Annotated in this window: 18 protein-coding genes and 2 pseudogenes; 14 read left to right on the top strand and 6 right to left on the bottom strand. The window is 60.2% G+C overall.

Going from position 1 to position 25,720, the window contains the following annotated elements:
- Positions 1-155: 155 nt before the first annotated feature.
- Positions 156-1,640 carry a sodium/proline symporter PutP gene (gene putP, locus ACZ9IM_RS01570; protein ID WP_429431694.1) on the bottom strand — a complete coding sequence of 495 codons (1,485 nt, stop codon included), beginning with the start codon at positions 1,638-1,640 and terminating at the stop codon, positions 156-158.
- Between the two features lie 461 nt (positions 1,641-2,101).
- Here putP and putA point away from each other — a divergent pair, with 461 nt between their 5' ends.
- Together putA and ACZ9IM_RS01560 are read left to right on the top strand one after the other, a co-directional pair.
- Complete coding sequence (putA, locus tag ACZ9IM_RS01565) at positions 2,102-6,055, top strand: trifunctional transcriptional regulator/proline dehydrogenase/L-glutamate gamma-semialdehyde dehydrogenase (RefSeq protein ID WP_476223226.1); 3,954 nt, start codon at positions 2,102-2,104, stop codon at positions 6,053-6,055.
- A 247-nt stretch (positions 6,056-6,302) separates the two neighbouring features.
- The gene (locus ACZ9IM_RS01560) at positions 6,303-8,105 is read left to right on the top strand and encodes an acyl-CoA dehydrogenase (RefSeq protein WP_427626654.1); all 1,803 of its coding nucleotides are present in this window, start codon (positions 6,303-6,305) and stop codon (positions 8,103-8,105) included.
- 119 nt (positions 8,106-8,224) lie between these two features.
- Here the strand turns inward: ACZ9IM_RS01560 and ACZ9IM_RS01555 are convergent, their stop codons facing one another.
- The 4 genes and pseudogenes from ACZ9IM_RS01555 to ACZ9IM_RS01540 form a co-directional block, all read right to left on the bottom strand.
- The gene (locus ACZ9IM_RS01555; protein ID WP_476223273.1) at positions 8,225-8,956 is read right to left on the bottom strand and encodes a methyl-accepting chemotaxis protein; all 732 of its coding nucleotides are present in this window, start codon (positions 8,954-8,956) and stop codon (positions 8,225-8,227) included.
- Positions 8,957-9,091: 135 nt separating this feature from the next.
- Positions 9,092-10,129: pseudogene (locus ACZ9IM_RS01550) on the bottom strand (HAMP domain-containing protein); the annotation flags it as partial.
- A gap of 145 nt (positions 10,130-10,274) precedes the next feature.
- Positions 10,275-10,577 (bottom strand): cell division protein ZapA, encoded by a 303-nt coding sequence (locus ACZ9IM_RS01545; RefSeq protein WP_007903196.1) that lies wholly within the window; start codon positions 10,575-10,577, stop codon positions 10,275-10,277.
- Positions 10,574-10,804 (bottom strand): hypothetical protein, encoded by a 231-nt coding sequence (locus ACZ9IM_RS01540; protein ID WP_008071054.1) that lies wholly within the window; start codon positions 10,802-10,804, stop codon positions 10,574-10,576. The genes ACZ9IM_RS01545 and ACZ9IM_RS01540 overlap by 4 nt, the downstream gene beginning before the upstream one ends.
- A 209-nt stretch (positions 10,805-11,013) precedes the next feature.
- Here ACZ9IM_RS01540 and ACZ9IM_RS01535 point away from each other — a divergent pair.
- The 6 genes and pseudogenes from ACZ9IM_RS01535 to trxC all read left to right on the top strand — a co-directional run.
- Positions 11,014-11,850 (top strand): annotated as a pseudogene (locus ACZ9IM_RS01535) (MCP four helix bundle domain-containing protein); the annotation flags it as partial.
- The gene (locus tag ACZ9IM_RS01530) at positions 11,833-12,705 is read left to right on the top strand and encodes a methyl-accepting chemotaxis protein (RefSeq protein WP_371317140.1); all 873 of its coding nucleotides are present in this window, start codon (positions 11,833-11,835) and stop codon (positions 12,703-12,705) included. The pseudogene ACZ9IM_RS01535 and the gene ACZ9IM_RS01530, both read left to right, overlap by 18 nt.
- Before the next feature lie 260 nt (positions 12,706-12,965).
- Positions 12,966-14,708 carry a potassium/proton antiporter gene (locus tag ACZ9IM_RS01525; RefSeq protein ID WP_008009120.1) on the top strand — a complete coding sequence of 581 codons (1,743 nt, stop codon included), beginning with the start codon at positions 12,966-12,968 and terminating at the stop codon, positions 14,706-14,708.
- 34 nt (positions 14,709-14,742) lie between these two features.
- Entirely contained in the window at positions 14,743-18,093 is a 3,351-nt protein-coding gene (gene mscK, locus ACZ9IM_RS01520; RefSeq protein ID WP_427626651.1) for a mechanosensitive channel MscK, read from the top strand.
- Between the two features lie 48 nt (positions 18,094-18,141).
- Positions 18,142-19,605 (top strand): protein adenylyltransferase SelO, encoded by a 1,464-nt coding sequence (gene selO, locus ACZ9IM_RS01515; protein WP_476223225.1) that lies wholly within the window; start codon positions 18,142-18,144, stop codon positions 19,603-19,605.
- Between the two features lie 116 nt (positions 19,606-19,721).
- On the top strand, positions 19,722-20,156 hold the full coding sequence (gene trxC, locus ACZ9IM_RS01510) for a thioredoxin TrxC (protein WP_030129872.1): 435 nt from the start codon (positions 19,722-19,724) through the stop codon (positions 20,154-20,156).
- 133 nt (positions 20,157-20,289) lie between these two features.
- Here trxC and ACZ9IM_RS01505 read toward each other — a convergent pair whose 3' ends face one another.
- Positions 20,290-21,060 (bottom strand): ParA family protein, encoded by a 771-nt coding sequence (locus ACZ9IM_RS01505; RefSeq protein WP_427626647.1) that lies wholly within the window; start codon positions 21,058-21,060, stop codon positions 20,290-20,292.
- 357 nt (positions 21,061-21,417) lie between these two features.
- On the opposite strand from ACZ9IM_RS01505, the gene ACZ9IM_RS01500 reads away from it, so the two are divergent.
- The 6 genes from ACZ9IM_RS01500 to ACZ9IM_RS01475 are packed head-to-tail and all read left to right on the top strand — an operon-like array spanning position 21,418 to position 25,654.
- A complete protein-coding gene (locus ACZ9IM_RS01500) occupies positions 21,418-22,143 on the top strand; it encodes a beta-ketoacyl synthase chain length factor (RefSeq protein ID WP_123499895.1) in 726 nt (241 codons plus the stop codon).
- Positions 22,119-22,928 carry a lysophospholipid acyltransferase family protein gene (locus ACZ9IM_RS01495; RefSeq protein WP_476223224.1) on the top strand — a complete coding sequence of 270 codons (810 nt, stop codon included), beginning with the start codon at positions 22,119-22,121 and terminating at the stop codon, positions 22,926-22,928. The genes ACZ9IM_RS01500 and ACZ9IM_RS01495 overlap by 25 nt, the downstream gene beginning before the upstream one ends.
- Complete coding sequence (locus ACZ9IM_RS01490) at positions 22,909-23,169, top strand: phosphopantetheine-binding protein (RefSeq protein ID WP_008071040.1); 261 nt, start codon at positions 22,909-22,911, stop codon at positions 23,167-23,169. Before ACZ9IM_RS01495 ends, ACZ9IM_RS01490 begins: the two co-directional genes overlap by 20 nt.
- A 9-nt stretch (positions 23,170-23,178) precedes the next feature.
- Positions 23,179-23,433 (top strand): acyl carrier protein, encoded by a 255-nt coding sequence (locus tag ACZ9IM_RS01485; protein ID WP_007903178.1) that lies wholly within the window; start codon positions 23,179-23,181, stop codon positions 23,431-23,433.
- On the top strand, positions 23,430-23,975 hold the full coding sequence (locus tag ACZ9IM_RS01480) for a COG4648 family protein (protein WP_007903177.1): 546 nt from the start codon (positions 23,430-23,432) through the stop codon (positions 23,973-23,975). The genes ACZ9IM_RS01485 and ACZ9IM_RS01480 overlap by 4 nt, the downstream gene beginning before the upstream one ends.
- Positions 23,972-25,654 carry an ApeI family dehydratase gene (locus ACZ9IM_RS01475; RefSeq protein ID WP_476223223.1) on the top strand — a complete coding sequence of 561 codons (1,683 nt, stop codon included), beginning with the start codon at positions 23,972-23,974 and terminating at the stop codon, positions 25,652-25,654. The genes ACZ9IM_RS01480 and ACZ9IM_RS01475 overlap by 4 nt, the downstream gene beginning before the upstream one ends.
- Positions 25,655-25,720: the final 66 nt, after the last annotated feature.

Raw genomic sequence — 25,720 nt, 5'->3', positions numbered from 1 at the left:
TGTTGAATGATCAACCGCCATCGCGAGCAGGCTCGCTCCCACAGGGGATCTTCGATACCTCAGGTCGGCGCCAACCCCAAAAAAAATGGCCCGCCTCCAAAAGGAAGCGGGCCGTTTTCATGTAGTCGAAAGATCAGAGCATCAGCTCATCCCCATCACTTGTTCAGGCGGAAATCTGCCTCGGCAGCCGCAAAGCGCTGAAGCATGCCGTGAGTCGGCGTGCCCAGCTTGCTGACGATGTAGATCGCCAGGCTGGCGAAGATGAAACCAGGGATGATTTCGTACAGGCCCAGCAGTTCGAAGTGTTTCCAGACGATCACGGTGATTGCGCCGACCAGGATGCCGGCCAGTGCGCCGTTGCGGGTCATGTCTTTCCAGATCACGGAGATCAGGACAACCGGACCGAACGCAGCACCGAAACCAGCCCAAGCGTAGCTGACCAGACCCAGTACACGGTTTTCCGGGTTAGCCGCCATCGCAATGGCGATCAGGGCAACCAGCAGCACCATGGCGCGACCGACCCAGACCAGTTCAACCTGGGAAGCGCTTTTACGCAGGAAGGTTTTGTAGAAGTCTTCGGTCAGGGCGCTCGAGCACACCAGCAGCTGGCAGCTCAGCGTACTCATTACCGCCGCCAGAATGGCCGACAGCAGTACACCGGCAACCCACGGGTTGAACAGGATTTTTGCCAGTTCGATAAACACACGCTCGTGGTTTTCACTCACTGGCATCGCCACGGCAGGGTGGGCCGAGAAGTAAGCGATACCAAAGAAACCTACCGCGACGGTGCCGCCCAGGCACAGGATCATCCAGGTCATGGAGATGCGACGAGCGTTAGCGATCGACTTGACCGAATCCGCCGCCATGAAACGCGCCAGGATGTGCGGCTGGCCGAAGTAGCCCAGACCCCAGCCCATCAGCGAGATGATGCCGATGAAAGTGGTGTTTTTAAGCATGTCGAAGTTGCTTGGATCTTGCGCTTCGATCGCCAGGAACGTGGTGTCGATGCCGCCAGTCGCCAGCAGCACGATGATCGGCGTCAGCAGCAGGGCGAAGATCATCAACGTGGCTTGTACGGTGTCCGTCCAGCTCACTGCCAGGAAACCACCGACGAAGGTGTAGGCAATCGTCGCCGCAGCACCGGCCCACAGCGCTGTCTCGTAGGACATGCCGAAGGTACTTTCGAACAGACGGGCGCCGGCCACGATGCCGGAAGCGCAGTAGATGGTGAAGAACACCAGGATCACGACCGCAGAGATGATCCGCAGCAGGCCGCTTTTATCTTCAAAACGGCTGGAGAAGTAATCCGGCAGAGTCAGTGCATCGCCGTTGTGCTCGGTCTGCACGCGCAGACGGCCGGCGACGAACAGCCAGTTCAGGTAAGCACCGATGATCAGGCCGATAGCGATCCAGCTTTCGGAAAGACCGGACATGTAGATAGCGCCCGGCAGGCCCATCAACAACCAGCCGCTCATGTCAGAAGCACCAGCGGAGAGTGCGGTCACGACGCTGCCCAGGCTACGACCGCCCAGAATGTAGTCAGAAAGGTTGTTGGTGGAGCGATAGGCCATGAAGCCGATCAGCACCATTGCTGCGATGTAGATCACGAACGTGATCAGGGTTGGATTGCTTACGCTCATTGAGTTACGCCCTGGCATTGTTTTTATGTAGCAGCGGCTGGTGAACCGCTCGCAAACGACGACGTTTGACGGACGATTCGGGGTCCCGCGCATTTATGACTGATGTTTCCCCAGGAAAGCCATCAGCCGGCACACCGATCTTTTTGACCGGTTGCACCTTGGCCGCGAATGCTATTCAACAAAGCAAATAAGGTGCAACCAGTTTCGTACGAATAAGTTGCACCTAGTCGGATTTTCCTGAAAAGCGTCGGTTTTTGCTCCTTTTCAGGGCGTTTTCCGGGTTGCGCTAGAAGTAAAAGCACCAAGCAGGCGCGGGAGGGATGTACCAGAATCAGTTTCCTGACGAGCTGCTTATTATTCCGACAAAAAAAGGGTTGCACCAGGTTGCACCTCGACCGACGCACAGCTAATCTTGCCGCCAGCTGATGCCACGCGGTCGTGGCAAACATGAGGATAAAAATATGGCTACCACCACTCTTGGGGTCAAACTTGACGACCCGACCCGCGAACGCCTCAAGGCCGCCGCGACCTCGATTGATCGCACGCCGCACTGGCTGATCAAGCAGGCAATTTTCAATTACCTGGAAAAACTCGAGGGTGGTGCAACCCTGTCCGAGCTGAACGGTTTGAACGGCAAGGAAGTTGACGAAGCGGGCGAGATTCATGTCGATCACGCGCATCAGTGCTTCCTGGAGTTCGCTGAGAGCATCCTGCCGCAATCGGTGCTGCGCGCATCTATCACTGCCGCCTACCGTCGCCCGGAACCTGAAGTGGTGCCGATGCTGATCGAGCAGGCGCGCCTGCCGGCCCCGATGGCCGAAGCCACTAACAAGCTCGCCGCCTCGATTGCCGAAAAACTGCGCAATCAGAAAAGCGCCGGCGGCCGTGCCGGGATTGTTCAGGGCCTGTTGCAGGAATTTTCCCTGTCGTCCCAGGAAGGCGTGGCGCTGATGTGCCTGGCCGAAGCGCTGCTGCGCATCCCGGACAAAGGCACCCGTGACGCGCTGATCCGCGACAAGATCAGCACCGGTAACTGGCAGCCGCACTTGGGCAACAGCCCGTCGCTGTTCGTCAATGCCGCAACCTGGGGCTTGCTGCTGACCGGCAAACTGGTCGCCACCCACAATGAAGCCGGCCTGACTTCGTCCTTGAGCCGCATCATCGGCAAGAGCGGTGAGCCGATGATCCGCAAGGGCGTCGACATGGCCATGCGCCTGATGGGCGAGCAGTTCGTCACTGGCGAAACCATCGCCGAAGCCCTGGCCAACGCCAGCAAGTTCGAAGCCAAAGGCTTCCGCTATTCCTACGACATGCTGGGTGAAGCTGCACTCACCGAGCATGACGCCCAGAAATACCTGGCCTCGTACGAACAAGCCATTCACTCGATCGGCAAAGCCTCCCACGGTCGTGGGATTTATGAAGGCCCGGGCATTTCGATCAAACTGTCCGCACTGCACCCGCGTTACAGCCGCGCCCAGTACGAGCGCGTGATGGACGAGTTGTACCCGCGCCTGCTTTCGCTGACCCTGCTAGCCAAGCAATACGACATCGGCCTGAACATCGACGCCGAAGAAGCCGACCGCCTCGAGCTATCGCTGGATCTGCTGGAGCGCCTGTGTTTCGAGCCGCAACTGACCGGCTGGAACGGCATCGGTTTCGTGATCCAGGCGTACCAGAAGCGTTGCCCGTATGTGATTGACTACGTGATCGACCTGGCTCGCCGCAGCCGTCATCGCCTGATGATCCGTCTGGTGAAAGGCGCGTACTGGGACAGCGAAATCAAGCGCGCTCAGGTCGAAGGCCTGGAAGGCTATCCGGTCTACACCCGCAAGGTGTACACCGACGTTTCCTACATCGCCTGCGCCCGCAAGTTGCTGTCGGTGCCGGAAGTCATCTACCCGCAATTCGCCACGCACAACGCCCACACTCTGTCGGCCATCTACCACATCGCCGGCCAGAACTATTACCCCGGTCAGTACGAGTTCCAGTGCCTGCACGGCATGGGTGAACCGCTGTACGAACAGGTTGTAGGCAAAGTTTCCGAAGGCAAGCTGAACCGTCCGTGCCGCGTGTACGCACCGGTCGGTACTCACGAAACACTGCTGGCGTACCTGGTGCGTCGTCTGCTGGAAAACGGTGCGAACACCTCGTTCGTCAACCGCATCGCCGACCAGTCCATTTCGATTCAGGAGCTGGTGGCCGATCCAGTGGCCAGCATCGAGCAGATGGCTACGCTGGAAGGCGGCTTCGGCCTGCCGCACCCGCGTATCCCGCTGCCGCGTGACCTGTATGGTGCCGAGCGCGCCAACTCCAGCGGCATCGACATGGCCAACGAACATCGTCTGGCTTCCTTGTCCTGCGCCCTGCTGGCCACCGCTCATAACAACTGGAAAGCGGCGCCGATGCTCGGTTGCGCGTCCAGCAGCGAAACCCCTGCGCCAGTCCTGAACCCGTCGGATCTGCGTGACGTGGTGGGTCACGTGCAGGAAGCCACCGTCGAAGACGTCGACAACGCGATCCAGTGCGCCCTGAACGCTGCACCGATCTGGCAGGCCACCCCGCCGGCCGAGCGCGCCGCGATCCTGGAACGTGCCGCCGATTTGATGGAAGGCGAGATCCAGCCGCTGATGGGCCTGCTGGCTCGCGAAGCCGGCAAGACCTTCGCCAACGCCATCGCCGAAGTGCGTGAAGCCGTGGACTTCCTGCGTTATTACGCGGTGCAGGCGCGCAACGATTTCACCAACGACGCCCACCGTCCATTGGGTCCGGTGGTGTGCATCAGTCCGTGGAACTTCCCGCTGGCAATCTTCAGTGGTCAGGTCGCTGCTGCCCTGGCCGCCGGCAACCCGGTACTGGCCAAGCCTGCGGAACAAACCCCGCTGGTGGCCGCTCAAGCCGTGCGTTTGCTGATCGAAGCCGGGATTCCGGAAGGCGTGCTGCAATTGCTGCCGGGCCGTGGCGAAACCGTCGGCGCCCGTCTGGTCGGCGACGATCGGGTAAAAGGCGTGATGTTCACTGGTTCCACCGAAGTCGCGCGTCTGCTGCAACGCAACGTCGCCGGTCGCCTGGATGCTCAGGGTCGTCCGATTCCGCTGATCGCCGAAACCGGTGGCCAGAACGCAATGATCGTCGACTCCTCGGCATTGACTGAACAAGTCGTGATCGACGTCGTATCGTCGGCCTTCGACAGTGCTGGTCAACGTTGCTCGGCGCTGCGGGTACTGTGCCTGCAGGAAGATTCCGCCGACCGTGTCATCGAAATGCTCAAAGGTGCCATGGCTGAATGCCGTCTTGGTAACCCTGAGCGCCTGTCCGTGGACATCGGCCCGGTGATCGACGCCGAAGCCAAGGCCGGCATCGAGAAGCACATCCAGGCCATGCGCGACAAAGGTCGCAACGTGTACCAGGTGGCCATCGCCAACAGCGAAGAAGTCAAACGCGGCACCTTCGTGATGCCGACCCTTATCGAGCTGGAAAGCTTCGACGAACTGCAACGGGAGATCTTCGGCCCGGTGCTGCACGTGGTTCGCTACAAGCGCAAAGAGATCGATCAACTGATCGGCCAGATCAACGCTTCCGGCTACGGTCTGACCCTGGGCGTGCACACGCGCATCGACGAAACCATCGCCAAGGTGATCGACAACGTCAACGCCGGTAACGTCTACGTGAACCGCAACATCGTCGGTGCTGTGGTTGGCGTGCAACCGTTCGGCGGTGAAGGCCTGTCGGGTACTGGCCCGAAAGCCGGCGGCCCGCTGTACCTGTACCGTCTGCTGTCGACGCGTCCTACCGATGCAATCGAACAATCCTTCGCTCGCGGCGATGCGATCGCTGCACCGGACGTCCGCCTGCGTGATGCCATGAGCAAACCGCTGACTGCGCTGAAAGCCTGGGCCGACAGCAACAAGTTCGCTGACTTGAGCACCCTGTGCGTACAGTTCGCGGCGCAATCGCAAAGCGGGATCACCCGTGTTCTGGCGGGCCCGACCGGTGAGCGCAACAGCTATGCCATCCTGCCGCGTGAACACGTGCTGTGCCTGGCCGACGTCGAAGGCGATCTACTGACCCAACTGGCGGCGGTATTAGCCGTGGGCGGCTCGGCGGTATGGCCGGACGCTGAACCGGGCAAGGCCCTGTTCGCACGCCTGCCGAAAGAAATTCAGGCGCGGATCAAGCGGGTTGCCGACTGGACCAAAGACGAAGTGGTGGTTGATGCGGTTCTGCATCATGGCCATTCCGATCAGTTGCGTGCGGTCTGCCAGCAAGTGGCTAAGCGTGCCGGAGCGATTGTCGGGGTTCATGGTTTGTCGCAGGGTGAGACCAACATTGCGTTGGAGCGCCTGGTGATCGAGCGTGCGTTGAGCGTCAACACTGCTGCGGCGGGTGGTAACGCCAGCCTGATGACTATCGGCTAAACCCTCCTCGTGATCGTTCCCACGCTCTGCGTGGGAATGCCTCCTGTGACGCTCTGCGTCACGCCGTTTGGGGACGCGGAGCGTCCTGGGCTGCATTCCCACGCGGAGCGTGGGAACGATCATGACCGTCCTCCCCAGCTTTATCCTTCCCTCTCGTTCTGCCTCTCCATCACGCTCATCAATCATCCTGTTCACCCCGCCCTTCCCACCTCTAGACTCGGTCCATTCCAAAAAAAGGTAGGCCGCCATGTCCGAGACGTTGCTCAGTTCCCGCAATCTGGCTTTTGAGCTGTATGAAGTCCTCGATGCCGAGGGCCTGACCCAGCGTGAGCGGTTCGCCGAGCACAACCGCGAGACCTTCGATGCGGCTATCGGCACCGCCCGCAGCATCGCCGAGAAGTTCTTCGCCCCGCACAACCGCAAGGGCGACGAGAACGAACCGCGCTATGAGGACGGTCAGGCAATTCTGATTCCAGAAGTGAAACCGGCGGTGGATGCGTTCCTCGAAGCCGGTTTCCTCAACGCCGCGCGCAGTTTCGACGCCGGCGGCATGCAACTTCCTACACTGTTGTCCCAAGCGTGCTTTGCGCACTTTCAGTCGGCCAACGCGGCGTCGACCTCTTACCCGTTCCTGACCATGGGCGCGGCGAACCTGATTGAAAGCTTCGGCACCGATGAGCAGAAGCAGCGCTTCCTGCAACCAATGATCGACGGTCGTTTCTTCGGCACCATGGCGCTGACCGAACCCCATGCCGGCTCGTCGCTGTCAGATATTCGTACCCGCGCGGAGCCTGCGTCCGACGGCACCTATCGACTAAAGGGCAACAAGATCTTCATCTCCGGCGGCGATCACCCTCTGTCGGAAAACATCGTGCACATGGTGCTGGCCAAACTGCCGGACGCACCGGCCGGGGTGAAGGGCATTTCGCTGTTTATCGTGCCCAAGTTCCTGGTCAACGATGACGGCAGCCTGGGCAAACGCAACGACGTGTTGCTGGCCGGCTTGTTCCACAAGATGGGCTGGCGCGGCACCACGTCTACCGCGCTGAACTTCGGCGACAACGGCGAATGTGTCGGCTATCTGGTGGGCAAGCCGCACCACGGTTTGAGCTACATGTTCCAGATGATGAATGAGGCGCGGATCGGCGTCGGCATGGGCGCGGTGATGCTGGGTTACGCCGGTTACCTGTATTCCCTGGAATACGCCCGCGAGCGGCCGCAAGGTCGAGTGCCGGATAGCAAGGATCCGACCACCGCACCGGTGGCAATCATTCAGCATGCCGACGTCAAACGCATGCTGTTGACCCAGAAGGCTTACGTCGAAGGTTCGTTCGACCTTGGGCTGTACGCGGCGCGACTGTTCGATGACACCACCACGCTTGAGACTGAAGCCGAACGTAAACAAGCCCATGAGCTGCTGGATTTGCTCACGCCGATCGTCAAATCCTGGCCGTCGGAGTTCTGCCTGAAGGCCAACGAGCTGGCGATCCAGATTCTCGGCGGCCACGGTTACACCCGTGAGTACCCGGTGGAGCAGTATTACCGCGACAACCGTCTGAACCCGATTCATGAAGGGACTCACGGTATTCAGTCGCTGGACTTGCTGGGGCGCAAACTCGCGCAGAACGGGGGCGCGGGGCTCAAGCAATTGATCCGTCTGATTGCCGATACCGCCGGGCGCGCGCAGGCGTATGAATCGCTGACGCCGCTGCGTGAGCCGTTGGAGAAACTGGTGGCACGCCTGCAAACCGTGACCATTGGCTTGCTGACCGATCTGGCCCAAGGCAAGGTCAATAGCAGCCTGGCGAACTCGGCGCTGTACCTGAAAGTGTTCGGGCATACGGTGATTGGCTGGCGCTGGCTGGAACAGGCGATTCGTGCCGAGGAAGGGTTGGCCAAGGGCAATACGGCGGATGTGAGCTTCTATAAAGGCAAGCTGCAGGCGGCGCGGTATTTCCTGACGTGGGAAGTGCCGGGTTGCCACCATGAACTGGCGATTCTTGAGGCGCGGGATGATGTGTGCCTGGGCATGCAGGATGAGTGGTTCTGACACCCGCTCACTGATCGTTCCCACGCTCTGCGTGGAAATGCCTCAGGGGACGCTCCGCGTTCCAATGGGACGCGGAGCGTCCCGGGCTGCATTCCCACGCAGAGCGTGGGAATGATCGGTCAGGTAAGTTTGAAACTGCCCATCTGCCGTGCCAAATCATCCGCCAACCGCTGCAACATCTGACAATCCTCACGACAAGCCCTGACTTCCCCCGCTGTCGCTCGAGCCAAATCAGAGATCCCCTGCACGTTTCGGTTGATCTCTTCCGTCACCGCCGACTGCTCTTCCGTCGCCGTGGCCACCTGATGGTTCATGTCGCTGATGCGCTCGACCTGCCCGGTAATCGCCGTCAACGACGCCCCGGTGCGCTGGCTCGACTCAACGCCGGTGCCGGTCGCCGCTTGCCCGGCGTGCATGGAAGACACCGCATTCTCCGCGCCCTGCTTGAGGCTGCCGATCATCTGCTGAATCTCGTCGGTGGACGACTGAGTCCGCCGCGCCAATGTCCGCACTTCATCGGCCACCACTGCAAAGCCGCGCCCCATGTCCCCGGCCCGCGCCGCTTCGATGGCCGCATTCAAAGCCAAAAGGTTGGTTTGCTCGGAAATCCCGCGAATCACCGCCAACACCTGATCGATGGACGCCACTTGATGGGCCAACTCGCCCACCGCACCGGCAGCAATACCAATCTCGTTGGACATGCTTTCGATATGCCGAATCGACCCGCCCACTACTACCCGCGCCTGAAGTGCTTCATCCCGCGCGGTTTGCGAAGCAACGGCCGCGTTGCCAGCGTTCTGCGCGATCTCCTGTACGGTCAGGCCCATTTCGTGAACGGCGGTGGCGACCATGTCGGTCATTTCCTGCTGACGGCCCGAGCGTTCGGCCGTGTTATCCACCACCCGCGCCACTTGGCCGACCGCCGTGCGCAAACGTTCACTGGTGGCCAAGACTTCGCCGATCATGTCGCGCTGGCTCTCCAGGAACCGATTGAAGCCGCGAGCGAGGTCACCCAGTTCATCGGCGCGGCTGGAATCTAACCTGTGGGTCAAATCTCCACCACCGCTACCGATGGCTACCAGCGCCGCTGTTACCTGACGAATCGGCCGTACCAATCCACGGGCCAGCAACACCACCAGCAACAGGCAACCCAGTGCCACCGCCAGACCAATACCACTGCTCATCCACATCGCGCGGCGGGCTTCGGCGTAGATCTGCGACTGCGGCACTTCGGCCACCAGGGTCCAGCCCAGATCACGCAGCGGCAGGCTCAATGCCAGAAAATCTTCGCCATCGCGGACAAAATTGCTGGTGGCGAACGCGGTGGAGGTAGAGAGCTGCCCCATGGCCGCTTGCGCCGCCGTGGCGCCGATCTGCTCGACCAGCGTGCGTTTGCCGCTGAACTGCGTCTCGGGGTGAATCTGGATCAAACCGTCGGCGCGCACGAGATAGACCTTGCCGCGTTCACCGAAGTTGAAATTCTGGATCAGCTCCGACAGCTCTTTCATGCTCAGGCCCAGCCCGGCGACGCCCACGACTTTGCCGGCCTGCTCGACCTTGAGGTCGATGAACAGCGCCAACTCACCGGTGGCGGTGTCATTGTCGATATTGAGGGTGCGCGGCTGGTTGCTGTCGAGGAACGAATAGAACCAGGCGTCGTTGGGATTGGAACGGCTGAGCGTCCGGTCCAGGCCTTTTTCAGTGAAGTAATGGCTTGAAGCGGCCCCGATAATCAGCGCGGTAAAGGCTTTGTGCTCGGCGCGCAGGCCTTCCAGATACTTCACGAAGGTGTCGGTCTGGGCACTGCTTTCGCCCCCGGCCAACCAGTCGCGCACCATGCTGTTACTGGCGATGTCCTTGGCGGCGGTGAGGGGTTGAACGAGGATTCGTTCGATGTCGTTGCGCATCGCCTCGATGCTCGACGGCAGCGCTTGTTCGACCAGATAGCGCTGGGCGAGGCGGTTGACCACGAGGGTATAAACGCCAACCACGATCAGAATACTGACCAGCAGGGCGGTGCCCATGCTCAGGATCAACTGCCATTGAATACTGCGTCGCCAGAACTGCATGGAGCACCCCCAAAGAATAAGAGGCTGAAACACTGCAACAGCCATGCCGATTGTATACAACTAAAACGACAATTTATTCTTTGGTTGTGCGCAAAGCTGATCAGGCCTGATTGATTGTCTTGGCGATCACTTCAACCGTGGCGCTGACTTGCTCTTGGTAACGGTCGAGTTCTTGCTGGTGACGCTTTTGCATTTCGATCTGCTGCGAGCACAGATTCATCGCCGCCAGCACCAGCAAGCGGTCACCGATCAGCGTCGGGTATTTCTTTTTGGTCTCGGCCAGGGCGGCCTTCAACATTAATGCGGCGTCCAGCAGGGTCTGCTCTTCCCCGGCCGGCGCCTTGATCGAATAGTCCTCCCCCAGAATCGAGACGACTTTTACCCCTGCGGCGCCGTAACTCATGCGCTGACAGGGCCGGCGCTGACGCGCTCAACCAAGGCCTGAATGCGTGCGGCGGTGGTGCCTTGTTTCTCTTCCTGTTCCATCAGGCTCAGTTGCAGGCTTTCGTTTTCATCCTTGACCTGGGCCAGTTCTGCACTCAGGGATTGATTGGTGCCGAGCAGGGTCTGATTCTGCTGCACCAGGTCGCTGACCAGTTGTTCCAATTGGCTTAGGGATGCTTCCAACATTTTGATTTTCCAGGCATTTTCAAAGGGCGCGTACGATAAAGAAAAGTCACCACTGACGCCAGGGTTATTCGGGCGCAAGGCCTTGATTTTGCTGGCGGGCGACCTTCCTCGCGAGCTTTAAAGACTGTGATTGGCGGATCTGGTTCCTGCACTTCGTCGCCGCAACCCTTCTGCGACAAAAGCGCGCAGCACCTCAAGACTTCAGTCGTATGACCGATAAGTCATGCATACAGCAGTCTCAGCCCCGCACGGATGCGCTTTTTTCGGTGAACACCATGTCTTTACGAAATATGAATATCGCACCGCGGGCGTTCCTCGGTTTTGCCTTGATTGGCAGCTTGATGCTGGTTCTGGGAGTGTTCGCGCTGAACCAGATGAGCAAGATTCGCGGCGCCGCCGAGGAAATCACCTCGAACAGCGTACCGAGCATCAAAAGCCTCGACGAGTTCACTCAGCTGACCCTGCGCCTGCGCGTGCTGTCTTACCGCCTGTTGGTCAATCGTGAGCCGGACGTCCAGCAGAAAACCATGGACCTGCTGGAAACCCGTAATCAGCAGATTCGAGCCGCTCAAGCCATCTACGAAAAACTGATCGCCAGCCCGCAGGAACGTGCGGCCTATGATCAGTATGTGCAGTTGCTGGGGCAGTATCGCCAGATCGAAGACCGGATGAAGAGCCTGTCGCGCAACAATCAGATCGACGAACTGCGTACGCTGCTCAATACCGATTTGCTGACGAACTCTGAAGCCGTCAACTCCGTGCTCAACCGTTTGCTGGAGATCAATACTCAGCAGACCCTCGACACCAATCAGCAAGCCGTCGACCAATACGCCTCGGCCTTCAACCTGACGGTGACCCTGCTGGTCATCGCCACCGGCCTGACTCTGCTATTCGCCTGGCTGCTGACCAACAGCATCACCAAGCCAATCGCCAATGCCCTGAGCGCCGCCGAAGCAATCGCCGAAGGCAACCTGACGCGCCCGATCACGGTCGACGGTGAAGACGAAGCCGGTCGCCTGCTGGCCGCCATGGCGAAGATGCAGGAAAAACTGCGTGACACCCTGCAACGGATTTCCGGTTCGGCCACGCAATTGGCGTCCGCTGCGGAAGAGCTCAACAGCGTCACCGACGAAAGCGCCCGTGGCCTGACCCAGCAGAACAACGAAATCGAACAGGCCGCCACCGCCGTCAATGAAATGACCAGCGCCGTGGAAGAAGTCGCCCGCAACGCCGTGAGCACCTCCGAAGCCTCGAAAAACGCCACCACTTCGGCTGGCGACGGTCGTGACCTGGTACAGGAAACCGTGAGTGCGATCGAGCGCATGAGCGCCGACGTACAGAGCACCGCCACCCTGATCGGCGATCTGGCTAATGAGTCGCGAGACATCGGCAAAGTGCTGGACGTGATTCGCGGCTTGGCCGACCAGACCAACCTGCTGGCATTGAACGCAGCCATCGAAGCAGCCCGTGCCGGTGAAGCCGGTCGTGGTTTCGCAGTCGTTGCCGACGAAGTGCGTGCCCTGGCCCATCGCACCCAGCAGTCGACCAGCGAAATCGAACGCATGATAGGCAGCATCCAGAGCGGCACCGAACATGCCGTGGATTCGATGCGCAACAGCACCGAACGCGCCGAGTCGACCTTGAATATTGCCCGTGGTGCAGGCATGTCGCTGGACACTATTAATAGTGCCATCGTCGAAATCAACGAACGCAACCTGGTGATCGCCAGCGCGGCCGAAGAGCAGGCACAGGTGGCCCGTGAAGTGGACCGCAATCTGGTGAACATTCGTGACCTGTCGGTGCAATCGGCCACGGGCGCCAACCAGACGAGCGCGGCCAGCAACGAGCTGTCGCGCCTGGCGCTGGACCTGAACAACATGGTTGGGCGGTTTAGCCTGTAACGGCTGCCCCCTGTGGCGAGGGGGCTTGCCCCCGTTCGGCTGCGAAGCAGTCGTAAATTACCCCCCCGCATTGAACCTGGCACACCGCAGCGCCGGCTTGGGGGTCGCTGCGCGACCCAACGGGGGCAAGCCCCCTCGCCACAGGGGATGATCGCCGTCAAAAGCTTTTTGACAGCATCACATTTCAACAGGTTAGAATCGCTGGCACGCAGACTGCATGGTCAGTTTGTGCCCGCCTTTAGCTTTCTGGAGTACTGCCTTTGAATGCGACGACCATCAACAGCCTGTTCTTGATCGGCGCGTTGCTGGTAGGTGCGAGCATTCTGGTGAGCTCACTTTCATCGCGCCTCGGTATCCCGATTCTGGTGATCATCCTCGCGGTGGGCATGTCGGCCGGTGTCGACGGTGCCGGCATTATTTTCGATAACTACCCAACGGCTTATCTGGTCGGCAACCTCGCCCTGGCAGTGATCCTGCTCGACGGCGGCTTGCGCACCCGGGTGGCGAGTTTCCGCGTGGCGTTATGGCCGGCGCTGTCGCTGGCCACGGTCGGGGTGTTGATTACCACCGGACTGACCGGAATGGCGGCGGCGTGGTTGTTCGACCTCAATATGATTCAGGGCCTGCTGATCGGCGCCATCGTCGGCTCCACCGACGCCGCGGCCGTGTTCTCGCTGCTGGGCGGCAAGGGCCTGAACGAACGGGTGAGCGCGAGCCTGGAAATCGAATCCGGCAGCAACGATCCGATGGCGGTGTTTCTCACCGTGACCTTGATCGATATGCTTGCCAGCGGCGAGACGGGCCTGCACTGGGATCTGCTCCTGCATTTGATGCGCGAGTTCGGCATCGGCGGTGTGATTGGCCTCGGTGGTGGCTGGCTGATGCTACAACTGGTCAACCGTATCAACCTGGCGACCGGCCTTTATCCGATTCTGGTGATTGCTGGCGGATTGGTCGTGTTTGCCCTGACCAACGCCCTGCACGGCAGCGGCTTTTTGGCGGTGTACCTGTGTGGCCTGGTGATCGGCAACCGCCCGGTGCGCAGTCGGCACGGCATTTTGCATATGCTCGACGGCATGGCCTGGCTGGCGCAGATCGGCATGTTCCTGGTGCTGGGGCTGTTGGTTACGCCCCATGACCTGCTGCCGATTGCCTTGCCTGCACTGGGCCTGGCGCTGTGGATGATTCTGTTTGCCCGCCCGCTGTCAGTGCTGGTCGGCCTGTTGCCCTTCAAGGCGTTCCATGGCCGCGAAAAGGCATTCATTTCCTGGGTTGGCCTGCGCGGTGCCGTACCGATCATTCTGGCGGTGTTCCCGCTGATGGCGGGGCTACCCAATGCTCAGCTCTACTTCAATCTGGCGTTCTTTATCGTCCTGGTATCGCTGCTGGTGCAAGGCACGAGCCTGCCCTGGGTTGCCAAACTTTTGAAAGTGACCGTCCCGCCGGAGCCCTTGCCGATTTCCCGATCGGCGCTGGAAGTGCATGTCACCAGTGAATGGGAGCTGTTCGTGTATCGCCTTGGTGCCGAGAAATGGTGCATTGGATCCCCTCTTCGCGAGCTGAAAATGCCCGAAGGTACCCGTATCGCAGCCCTGTTTCGTGGCCAACAACTGCTCCATCCGTCGGGTAGTACGGTGCTCGAAGTCGATGATTTGCTCTGCGTAATCGGCCATGAACACAACCTTCCGGCCCTCGGAAAACTCTTCAGTCAGGCCCCGCAACGGGGGCTGGATTTGCGCTTCTTCGGCGACTTCGTACTCGAAGGAGACGCCCAGCTGGGCGCGGTTGCTGCCCTGTACGGGTTGAAAGTCGAAGGCATCGATCCAAACATGTCCCTGGGCCACTTCATTGCCCAGAAAGTGGGCGGTGCCCCCGTAGTCGGTGACCAGGTGGAATGGAACAACACCCTCTGGACCGTCGCTGTCATGGAAGGGAACAAGATTGGTAAGGTAGGCGTCAGATTCCCCGAAGGAAGTCGCCCCGGCCCCGGCCTGTTCCTCTAAACTCCACACTTCGTCTCGTTTTCGATCGGTCTTTATGTCAACTCTGCGCACCTTTTTCATCATGGCCCTGCTGGGCTTGAGTCTTTCCATCAGCACGCTGCAAGCCGCCGAACCGCCGTCCAGCGAAGCCGTGCAGGCGAGCCTGAACAAGATCGCCGACCGCAAACTGCCGGAAGCCGATCAAAAGGCCCTGCAAGCGGTCTTGCAGGGCACGCTCACCCAACTCAACAACCAGCGCGATTACGATCAGAAGCTGATTGATCTCAAGCAGCAGCTGACCAATGCGCCAAAGCAGAACATCGAGAACCAGCGCGAACTGACCCGCCTCAAGGCCACCAAAGTGGTGCCGGTGGCGCAACGCTATACCAAAGAGACCATTCAGCAGCTTGAGCAATTGCTGACCGAGCGCTCCACCCAGCAAAGCGATCTGCAGAAAGCCCTGGCCGAAGCGAACAGCCTGATCATCACCGCCCAGACTCGCCCCGAGCGCGCCCAGGCCGAAATATCTGCCAGCCAGACACGCATCCAGCAGATCAACAACATCCTCAAGCTCGGCAAGGACAGCGGCAAGACCTTGACCGCCGAGCAACGCGATCAGCTCAACGCCGAACTCGCGGCGCTGAACGCCTTGATCCCGCTGCGTCGCCAGGAACTGGCCGGCAACAGCCTGTTGCAGGATTTGGGCAACAGCCAGCATGACCTGCTCACGGAAAAATCCAATCGCCTGGATCAGGAGATCCAGGAGCTGCAAACCCTGATCAACCAGAAGCGCCTGGCCCAGTCTCAAGAGACCGTCACTCAGCAGTCCATCGAAGCGCAGAAGGCCGGCGGCAGCAGCCTGCTGGCCACCGAAAGCGCGGCCAACCTGAAGCTCTCCGACTACCTGCTCAAAAGCACCGACCGCCTCAATGAAGTCACCCAACAGAACCTGCAGACCAAGCAGCAACTGGACAGCGTGACCCAGAGCGACTCGGCGCTGGACGAACAGATCAACGTGCTCAAGGGCAGCCTGCTGCTCTCCAAGATTCTGTACAAACAGAAACAGGCCCTGCCGCGTCTCAGGCTCGACCGCGACCTGGCGGATCAGATTGCCGACATTCGCCTGTACCAGTTTGAGGTCAGCCAGCAGCGAGAGCTGCTCAGCAACCCGACAACCTATGTCGACAACCTGCTGGCAACTCAACCGCCCGAGCAAGTCACCCCGCAACTGCGCAAGAGCCTGCTGGAACTGGCCACCACCCGCGCGGACCTGTTGGAGCGCTTGAATCGCGAATTGAGCGCGGTGCTCAACGAATCCATCACGTTGCAACTCAATCAGAAACAACTGCTCAGCACCGCGCAAAGCCTAAGGGCGACGCTGGATGAGCAAATGTTCTGGATTCCCAGCAACAAGCCGCTGGATCTTGAGTGGATATACGCCGTGCCGGAACGCCTGGAACGTCAGGTCACCACCCTGCCGTGGGCCTCGAGCGTGAGCGAGCTGACCGATGGCCTGACGCAGCGGCCGCTGCTGTTCCTGCCGCTGGCCTTTCTGATCGGGGCGCTGCTGTGGCGCCGAAAGAATCTGTATGCCCGCCTCAACAAAGTTCACCTGGACATCGGCCATTTCAAGCGCGACAGCCAGTGGCACACACCGCAAGCGATTCTGATCAACATCCTGCTGGCGATGCCGGTATCCCTGGGTTTGGCCTTGTGCGGCCTGGCGTTGCAGATCGACGCCCGCGGACAGAACGCCAATATGGGCGCGGCGCTGCTGCAAATGGCCCAGGCCTGGCTGGTGTTCTACACCGCCTACCGCATCCTCGCGCCGGGCGGCGTGGCCGAACTGCATTTCCGCTGGGAAAAACCTCAGGTCGAATTCCTTCAAGGCTGGATTCGCCGACTCGGCCTGGTAGTGATGGCCCTGGTGGCGGTGGTGGCGGTCGCCGAGTTGCAACCAGCGATACTGGCCGATGACGTGCTCGGCATGCCGGTGGTGCTGACTTGCTACGCCTTGATGGCCTGGCTACTCAGCCGCCTGCTGGTTAGCAGCCCGACTCACCAGAACGCTTCACTGTTCCGCAAGGCCGTGGGTGTTCTGTTCACAGCCCTGCCAATCGCGCTGTTCGTCGCCGTGTGCTTTGGCTACTACTACACCGCGCTGAAACTCAGCGACCGGTTGATCAACACGCTGTACTTGCTGATGTTCTGGCTGGTGATCGAAGCGACCTTCGTCCGTGGTCTCAGCGTTGCGGCACGGCGCCTGGCCTATCAACGCGCACTGGCCAAACGTCAGGCTGCGAAAGAGGCTGGTGACGGCGAAGCGGTGATCGAAGAGCCGACTCTGGACATCGAGAAGGTCAACGAGCAGTCCCTGCGCCTGATCCGCCTGGCCCTGCTCGGCGGTTTCATCGCGGCGCTGTATTGGGTCTGGTCGGACCTGATCTCAGTGTTCTCGTACCTGGACAACATCACCCTTTACGAATACACCAGCGGCACCGGTGCCAACATGAGCATGGTGCCGATCAGCATCGGCGACATGCTCGGCGCGCTGATCATCATCGGCATCACCTTTGCGCTGGCGCGCAACCTGCCGGGCTTGCTGGAAGTGTTTGTGCTGTCGAAGCTGAACCTGGCCCAAGGCAGTTCCTACGCCACGACCACGCTACTGTCCTATGTGATTGCTGGCGTCGGTTTCGTCTCGACCCTGTCCACGCTCGGCGTGAGTTGGGACAAGTTGCAATGGCTGGTGGCCGCACTGTCGGTCGGCCTCGGTTTCGGGATGCAGGAGATCTTCGCCAACTTCATCTCCGGCATCATGATCCTGTTCGAACGCCCGGTGCGGATCGGCGACACCATCACCATTGGCAACCTGTCGGGCACAGTGAGCAAGATCCGCATCCGCGCCACGACCATCACCGACTTCGACCGCAAGGACATCATCGTCCCGAACAAGACGTTCATCACCGGGCAACTGATCAACTGGTCCCTGACCGACACCATCACCCGGGTAACCCTCAAGCTCGGTGTCGACTATGGCTCGGACCTGGACCTGGTGAAAGAGCTGCTGCTCAAGGCTGCCCGGGATAACCCGCGCGTGCTGAAGGATCCGGAACCCCACGTGTACTTCCTGAACTTCGGCGAAAGCACCCTCGACCACGAGTTGCGCATGCATGTGCGCGACCTCGGCGACCGCAACCCGGTGCTCGATGAAGTCAACCGCTTCATCAATCGCGAGTTCAAGAAGCAGCACATCAACATCTCGTTCAGGCAGATGGAGGTCTACCTCAAGAACCTTCACGGCCAGGAATACAAGATGGTGCCGATCGAGCCGGAAACCAAAACCATCGTGCCGGTGGTCGACAGCAAACCGCGGCGCGAACCGCCACCTGTCGAACTCGACTAACCGCGCTATCCCTAGCAGAATGCTCGGACATTCTGCTGGAGATGGCCGTTGAAAGCCCTCGACGAACTGACCTTCGACAATCGCTTCGCCCGCCTGGGCGATGCGTTCTCAACCCATGTGCTGCCCGAGCCCATCGCCGCTCCGCGACTGGTGGTCGCCAGCCCCGCCGCCATGGCGTTGCTGGACCTGGACCCGGCCGTGGCCGAGACGCCGGTATTCGCCGAACTGTTCGGCGGCCACAAGCTCTGGGCCGAGGCCGAGCCGCGAGCGATGGTCTATTCCGGGCATCAGTTCGGTTCCTACAACCCGCAGTTGGGTGACGGTCGCGGCCTGTTACTGGGCGAGGTCTATAACGACGCTGGCGAGCATTGGGACCTGCACCTCAAGGGCGCCGGTCAGACGCCCTATTCGCGCATGGGCGATGGCCGGGCGGTGCTGCGCTCATCGATCCGCGAGTTTCTCGCCTCCGAAGCCCTGCATGCGCTGAACATTCCCACCACGCGCGCGCTGTGCGTGATCGGCTCCGACACGCCGGTCTGGCGTGAGAAACAGGAACGTGCGGCCATGGTCCTGCGCCTGTCGCCGAGCCATGTGCGCTTCGGGCATTTCGAATTTTTCTACTACACCAAGCGCCCCGAGCAACAGAAAGAACTCGGCGAGCACGTGTTGGCCATGCACTTCCCGCACTGCCTGGAACAGCCGGAACCGTACCTGGCGATGTTCCGCGAAATCGTCGAACGCAATGCCGAGCTGATTGCCAAATGGCAGGCCTATGGGTTCTGCCACGGCGTGATGAACACCGACAACATGTCGATCCTGGGCATCACCTTCGACTTCGGCCCGTTCGCCTTCCTCGACGACTTCGACGCCCACTTCATCTGCAACCACTCCGATGACCAAGGCCGCTACTCCTTCAGCAACCAGGTGCCGATCGGCCAGTGGAACCTCAGCGCCCTCGCCCAGGCCCTGACGCCGTTCATCAGCGTCGAAGCCCTGCGCGAAACCCTCGGTCTGTACCTGCCGCTGTTCCAGGCCCACTACCTGGACCTGATGCGCCGCCGTCTCGGTCTAACCACTGCCGAAGACGACGACCAGAAACTGCTGGAACACCTGCTGCAACTGATGCAGAACAGCGGCGTCGATTACAGCCTGTTCTTCCGCCGCCTCGGCGACGAATCACCGGAGCAGGCCCTCGCCCGTTTGCGCGATGACTTCGTCGACCTCAAGGGTTTCGATGCGTGGGGCGAGCTTTACATCGCCCGGGTTGCCCGTGAAGGCGTGGTTGACCAGGAACAGCGCCGCACGCGCATGCATGCGGTCAATCCGCTGTACATCCTGCGTAACTATCTGGCGCAAAAAGCCATCGATGCGGCGGAAAGTGGCGACTATGCAGAAGTTCGTCGTTTGCACGCGGTATTGAGCAATCCGTTCGAGGAGCAGCCTGGAATGGAGAGCTATGCCGAGCGGCCGCCGGAGTGGGGCAAGCATCTGGAGATCAGTTGTTCGTCGTGAGTGCAGATAGGCCCTTTTCGCAACCGAGGAAGATAGTGGTCTAAAACCTGTCTCCTTGATAAAGACCACCTTCAACTCCAGATCAGTTCCATAGACTGCCCGACTGAGAGCCAATCATGACCGACCCACTCCTCATCCCCTGCCCCCACTGCAACGGCCTGAACCGCATCCCCGCCGAGCGCCTCAACGATCATCCAAAATGCGGTCGCTGCAAGGCCGAAGTCCTGCTGAACAAGCCATTCGAATTGAAGCAAGGCGATTACGCCAGTCAGATCAAGGGCGACCTGCCGTTGCTGGTGGATGTGTGGGCGGACTGGTGCGGGCCGTGCAAGTCGTTTGCGCCGGTGTTCGAGCAGGCGGCGGGGCAATTGGCGGGCAAGTGTCGGCTGGCCAAGCTGGACAGCGAGGCAAATCAGCAATTGTCGGCGCAGTTGGGGATTCGCTCGATCCCGAGCCTGATTCTGTTCAAGAACGGCCGGGAAGTGGCTCGCCAGAGCGGGGCCTTCCCGTTACCGCAGTTGATGAGCTGGTTGCGTAGTCAGGGGATTTGAAAACTACACGAAGCCAAATGTGGGAGCGGGCTTGCTCGCGAAAGCGGTCTATCAATCAGCGATGATGTTGACTGTTATGACCCCTTCGCGAGCAAGCCCGCTCCCACATGGTTTTCGCGCCAACAACAGCGATTCAGGTGTTTTCCAGCAGGTTGTGCAGGTCGACGAACTGCAGAGTCAGTTTGTGTCGTGGGTCGAGATGGATCAGCGGCGTGTTGGCCTGATGGGATTCGCGCATCCGCACTGAACTGGCCAGGTACACCGGCAACACCGGTAGCCCTTCGGCGATCAGTTCGTCGAGGATCTGTTGAGGCAAACTGGCGCGGGCCTGGAACTGGTTGACGACAATGCCTTCAACCTCCAGCCCTTCGTTGTGGTCTTCCTTCAATTCTTCGATTTCCGCCAGCAAGCCATACAGCGCCTGACGCGAGAAACTGTCGCAATCGAAGGGAATCAGCACACGATCAGCGGCGATCAACGCCGAGACAGCATAGAAATTCAGCGCTGGAGGGGTATCGAGGTAGATTCGGTCGTAATCGCCGTCCAGTTCCTCGAGCAATTTTCGCAGCTTGTTGATCTTGTGCTTGGCCTCAAGCTTGGGCTGCAAGTCAGCCAGCTCGGCAGTAGCGGTAACGACGTGAAGGTTATCGAATGGAGTTTCGTAGATATCGACCTGGCTTTTCTTCGAGAACGGCCCGGAGGACAGAGTCTGCTTGAAGAAGTCAGCGATCCCCATCGGGATATCGTCACCGGTGAGTCCCGTCAGGTATTGAGTGGAGTTGGCCTGGGCATCGAGATCCACCAACAGCGTGCGATAGCCTTCGCTGGCGCTGACCGCCGCCAGATTGCAGGCAATACTTGACTTGCCCACGCCACCTTTCTGATTGAACACCACGCGCCGCATGTCAAAACCTCCGTGTATCAAAGAATGACCGAGTGTAGTAGTCCACGGCGCTGCTTAGCTACCTTGCTGGCATCGGGACTACACAGTCATTGGTAATTTCCGTCGAAAAAAACCGCCAACTCGCCCAACGACAGCCGATAGAGCTGACAGACATGTCCGACGCAACATGGATAATGGCCAAACGACAGCTTTTTCGCGAACCAGACGGTACATTTCGTTGCACAAAATGTAACCAGCATTTGCTACACGCCCGCCGCACCGGGATAATGCGCGCCACTCGGCGTTAAGCGCCACGTAAGGTCTGCCGCGATTTTTGCGACTCACCGCGTCAAAAGGAAGCCCGCAGGGGCGGGATGAATGTCTGTGATCAACTTCAACATCGCCCAATGGCGCGCGTGGGCCCCCGGGCTTGAAAGCGTGGATGACTGGCAGGCCTGGAGCCGGCAACCGATCGTGCTCGAGCGCAGCGATGCCGCCCCCGATGTGTCGTTTCTGCCGGCCATGCAGCGTCGGCGACTCAGCCGTCTGGCGCGGATGGCGTTCAGCGTCGGCTGGCCTTTGGCCGATGGTCGCCAGGACCTACCGTTGGTCTTTATTTCCCGCCATGGCGAAACCCCGCGCACCTTCGACATTCTCAGCGATCTGGCGACTGATCAACCGTTGTCGCCCACTCAGTTCAGCTTGTCGGTGCACAACGCGGTGATCGGCCTGTGGTCGATCATGCGTGGCGAAACCAGCGAAATGACCGCCCTCGCCGCGGCTGGCGATGGCCTTGAACACGGCATGCTAGAAGCGGCGGCGCTGCTTGAGGAAGGCGCGCCCGCGGTACTGCTGGTGGTGACAGAAGAGCAACCGCCCGCAGCCTACTCGGCCTGGATCGACGATGTGCCATTCCCCTACGCGGTGGGCCTGTTGATTACGCCTGGCAATCAGTGGCAGCTGTCGCTGAACAGCACCTCGCAAGCGTTGTCCAAAACCCACTGGCCCCATGCCCTGAATCTGTTGCGTACCCTGCTCGGCCAGCAAACGACCTGCCAACATGCCTGGAAAAATCGTGTATGGACCTGGCAACGCAACCTGTGACCGATAAAAACCGCGACGCCTATTACTGGCGCCTGCTGGCCACTGCCGCAAGCTTCACCCTGTTCGGGTTGGGCGGGCTATGCCTGCGATTGGTGGTATTCCCGCTGCTGAGTTGCCTGCCGGGAGACGCTCAGGCCCATCGTCAGCGTGCCCGACAGACAGTGAGCCGCTGTTTCTGGTTTTTCATTCGGTTCATGGCTCGCACTGGCGTGCTGACTTATGACATCCAGGGCGCGGAAAAACTCGGACGGCCAGGGCAAATGATCGTTGCCAATCACCCCTCGTTGATCGATGTGGTGTTTTTGATCGGCCTGGTGGGCCACTCCAACTGTGTGGTCAAGAAAAGCCTCTGGGAAAACCCGTTCACCCGCGCCCCGCTACGCCGCACCGATTACATCAGCAACGATGGCAGCATGGATATGCTCGACGCCGCTGCCGACGCGTTGAAAAGCGGTGAGACCCTGATCATCTTTCCCGAGGGCACCCGCACCCAACCCGGTAAACCGCCGGCCTTTCATCGGGGGGGCGCGGCAATCGCCCTGCGCGGTGCGAGAATCCTCACCCCGGTGATCATCAAGGTCAGCCCGACCACATTGACCAAGGCCGAACCCTGGTATCGGATTCCCAAACGCCGCGTGCACTTCAGTTTTCGCGTCGGGGCCGATATAGACCCACAGGCCTTCGCTACGCAAGGGCCTGCGCCTCAGGCCTCGCGCAAGCTCAATGATTATTTGCACCATTACTTTATTAAGGAGCTCGCCGAAGATGAGCGATCTACACCGTGAGATAAAAGAACTGATCATCGAAGCCCTGGGCCTCGAAGACATCAGCGTCGATGATATCGGCGATGAACAAACGCTGTTCGGCGAAGGCTTGGGCCTGGACTCGGTAGACGCCCTGGAACTCGGCTTGGCCATCCAGAAAAAGTACGGCATCAAAATCGATGCCGACGCCAAGGACACCCGTAATCACTTCACCAACGTGGCGAGCCTTGCGGCGTTCGTCACTGCAAAACAGGCAGCTTGAGACCGGACCATGCAAACTCGTGACGATATTTTCAATACCCTGCGCGATGCTCTGGTCGAACTCTTCGAGCTGGAGCCCGAGCGCATCAGTCTGGGGTCCAACCTGTATCAGGATCTGGAAATCGACAGCATCGATGCGGTCGACCTGATCGATCACATCAAACGCCAGACCGGCAAGAAAATCGCTGCCGAAGAATTCAAATCGGTGCGTACCGTCAGCGACGTGGTCGAGGCGGTCTACCGCCTGGTTCAACCAGCCGCATGAGCCGACTGATCGGCCTCGGCCTGCTGCTGGCAGGCCTGTTGTACCCCTTTGCGGTGTATTTCGGCATGGAGCATTTTGCCCCGTGGCAGTTCGGTCTGCTGCTGGGCAGCCTGTGGCTGGCGCGGGCGCTGACTGGCGAGCGGCGGCCTGGCAGCCTGTGGATGGCCGTGGTCGCCATCGCGTTCTGCCTGTTGCTGGCGCTGTTCGACAGCCCGGTGCTGCTGCGCTGGTACCCGGTGCTGATCAGCGCGTTCATGCTGGCGCTGTTCGGCCTGAGCCTGAAATATGGCCCGCCGATGATTGAACGTCTGGCCCGTCTGCGAGAGCCGGAGTTGCCGGCCAGGGCCATTCGCTACACCCGCCAGGTGACGATTGCCTGGAGCGTGTTTTTTCTCTGCAACGGCTTGTGCGCCGCTGCCCTGACCCTTTGGGCGCCGCTGAGTTGGTGGATGTTGTACACCGGCCTGATCTCCTATGGATTGATCGGCCTGATGTTTGCCATTGAATGGCTGATACGACAACGGGTAAGAGGCCGCCCATGAATTGGATAACACTTGAGCAACTGTTGCTCAAGGCTCAGCCGGACCGTGCCGTGACGGTGGAACCGGCGTTGTATCATGCGCAATTGTGCGAACAGGCTCTGAGCCTGGCTGCCGGCCTGCAAGTGCAAGGCGTACAGCGCATCGCCGTGCACCTTGAGGACGCTGCCGACCTGGCCATTGCCCTGCTCGGCGCCTGGCGTGCCGGGGTCAGCGTACTGTTGCCCGCCGACCTGCAAGCGCAGACTCGCCAGCGCTGGTCGACCAAGGTCGATCTGTGGCTGACCGATCAGGCTACCGACGCGCACCTGAGCGATTATCGGCATCCACCGCTGCCGGCCAACCCGCTGGATCTGGATTGCTGTCAACTGAGCCTGTGCACCTCCGGTTCCAGTGGTGAACCCAAGCGTATCGACAAAACCCTGCGCCAATTGGCCAATGAAGTCGAAGCGCTGGAGCATCTGTGGGGCGCAGATCTGGGCGACGCCTGCATCATCGGCAGCGTCGCCACGCAGCACATCTACGGGTTGCTGTTTCGGGTCCTGTGGCCGTTGTGCGCCGGGCGCTCGTTCGTCCGCAAGCAATTGGCCTTCCCGGAAGACTTGCAGCGCGCCAGCCGCGAACACCCGGTCTTCGCCTGGGTCGCCAGCCCGGCGCTGCTCAAGCGCATGGGCGACAACCTCGACTGGCCAGCACTGGGCGCGGTGCGCCGAGTGTTTTCCTCCGGTGGCGCGCTGCCCGCCGAAGCGGCGAAAAGCCTGCATGAGCGCCTGCAACAATGGCCGACAGAAATCTTCGGCAGTTCGGAAACCGGCGGCATCGCCTGGCGTCAGGGCCAGCATCTCTGGCAGCCCTTCGCCGATGTTGCGCTGAGCCAGGACAGCGATGGCGCCCTGCTTATCGCCTCACCGTACTTGCCTGCCGGCCATATTGAACACACCGCCGATGCCGCGCGCATCGCCGCCGACGGCCGTTTCGAGCTGTTGGGTCGGCTGGACCGAATCGTCAAACTGGAAGAAAAACGTATTTCGCTACCGATGCTTGAACAAGCACTGATGGCTCACGACTGGGTCGCCGAAGCGCGTCTCGGTGTGGTTCAGGAAAACCGCGCTTCATTAGGGGCGCTGCTGGTACTCAGCGAGCGAGGCCTGCGTGCCTTGCGCAATCAGGGTCGACGCAGCCTTACTCAAGTCTTGCGTCAGCATCTGAGTCAACATTGTGAAACGCTGGCCCTGCCACGCCGCTGGCGCTTGTTGCGGCAGCTACCGCTGAACGCGCAAGGCAAACTGCCCCAGGCCGAGGTGGAAGCCTTGCTGCTGGCACCCCGTCCAAAAGCGCCGGAAGTGCTGGAGCAGCTCGAAGTCGATGGCGAGTGGAGCCTGCAACTGGCGGTCCCGCCAGACCTGGCGTATTTCAGCGGCCACTTTCCCCGAGCGCCGGTATTGCCAGGTGTGGTGCAGGTGGATTGGGCATTGAGCCTGGGCCAGCAATTGATGAATCTGCCGGCAAAATTTTCCGGTATGGAAGTGCTGAAATTCCAGCAACTGGTACGCCCCGGTGATGAAATCCAGCTGCACCTGCGCTTCGACTCGGCGCGCAGCAAATTGTATTTCGCCTATCGCAATGAAACCGCCACCTGCTCCAGTGGGCGGATTTTGCTGGAGGCGTCAAGCGATGCATAACCTGTGGCGAGGGAGCTTGCTCCCGCTGGGCTGCGAAGCGGCCCCCAAATCAACCAACGCAGACTT

It is taken from the genome of Pseudomonas sp. TE12508, assembly GCF_056279485.1.
This window is presented reverse-complemented; position numbering and strand designations above follow the sequence as displayed.

Coding starts and splice junctions, on each gene's coding strand:
- ACZ9IM_RS01475 (WP_476223223.1), top strand. CDS start 23,972: ATGAATTGGATAACACTTGAGCAACTGTTGCTCAAGGCTCAGCCGGAC.
- ACZ9IM_RS01545 (WP_007903196.1), bottom strand. CDS start 10,577: ATGAGTTACGGCGCCGCAGGGGTAAAAGTCGTCTCGATTCTGGGGGAG.
- ACZ9IM_RS01505 (WP_427626647.1), bottom strand. CDS start 21,060: ATGCGGCGCGTGGTGTTCAATCAGAAAGGTGGCGTGGGCAAGTCAAGT.
- putA (WP_476223226.1), top strand. CDS start 2,102: ATGGCTACCACCACTCTTGGGGTCAAACTTGACGACCCGACCCGCGAA.
- ACZ9IM_RS01540 (WP_008071054.1), bottom strand. CDS start 10,804: ATGTTGGAAGCATCCCTAAGCCAATTGGAACAACTGGTCAGCGACCTG.
- ACZ9IM_RS01495 (WP_476223224.1), top strand. CDS start 22,119: ATGGACCTGGCAACGCAACCTGTGACCGATAAAAACCGCGACGCCTAT.
- mscK (WP_427626651.1), top strand. CDS start 14,743: ATGTCAACTCTGCGCACCTTTTTCATCATGGCCCTGCTGGGCTTGAGT.
- ACZ9IM_RS01560 (WP_427626654.1), top strand. CDS start 6,303: ATGTCCGAGACGTTGCTCAGTTCCCGCAATCTGGCTTTTGAGCTGTAT.
- ACZ9IM_RS01500 (WP_123499895.1), top strand. CDS start 21,418: ATGTCTGTGATCAACTTCAACATCGCCCAATGGCGCGCGTGGGCCCCC.
- ACZ9IM_RS01480 (WP_007903177.1), top strand. CDS start 23,430: ATGAGCCGACTGATCGGCCTCGGCCTGCTGCTGGCAGGCCTGTTGTAC.
- ACZ9IM_RS01530 (WP_371317140.1), top strand. CDS start 11,833: ATGGCGAAGATGCAGGAAAAACTGCGTGACACCCTGCAACGGATTTCC.
- ACZ9IM_RS01555 (WP_476223273.1), bottom strand. CDS start 8,956: ATGGTCGCCACCGCCGTTCACGAAATGGGCCTGACCGTACAGGAGATC.
- trxC (WP_030129872.1), top strand. CDS start 19,722: ATGACCGACCCACTCCTCATCCCCTGCCCCCACTGCAACGGCCTGAAC.
- ACZ9IM_RS01490 (WP_008071040.1), top strand. CDS start 22,909: ATGAGCGATCTACACCGTGAGATAAAAGAACTGATCATCGAAGCCCTG.
- putP (WP_429431694.1), bottom strand. CDS start 1,640: ATGAGCGTAAGCAATCCAACCCTGATCACGTTCGTGATCTACATCGCA.
- ACZ9IM_RS01485 (WP_007903178.1), top strand. CDS start 23,179: ATGCAAACTCGTGACGATATTTTCAATACCCTGCGCGATGCTCTGGTC.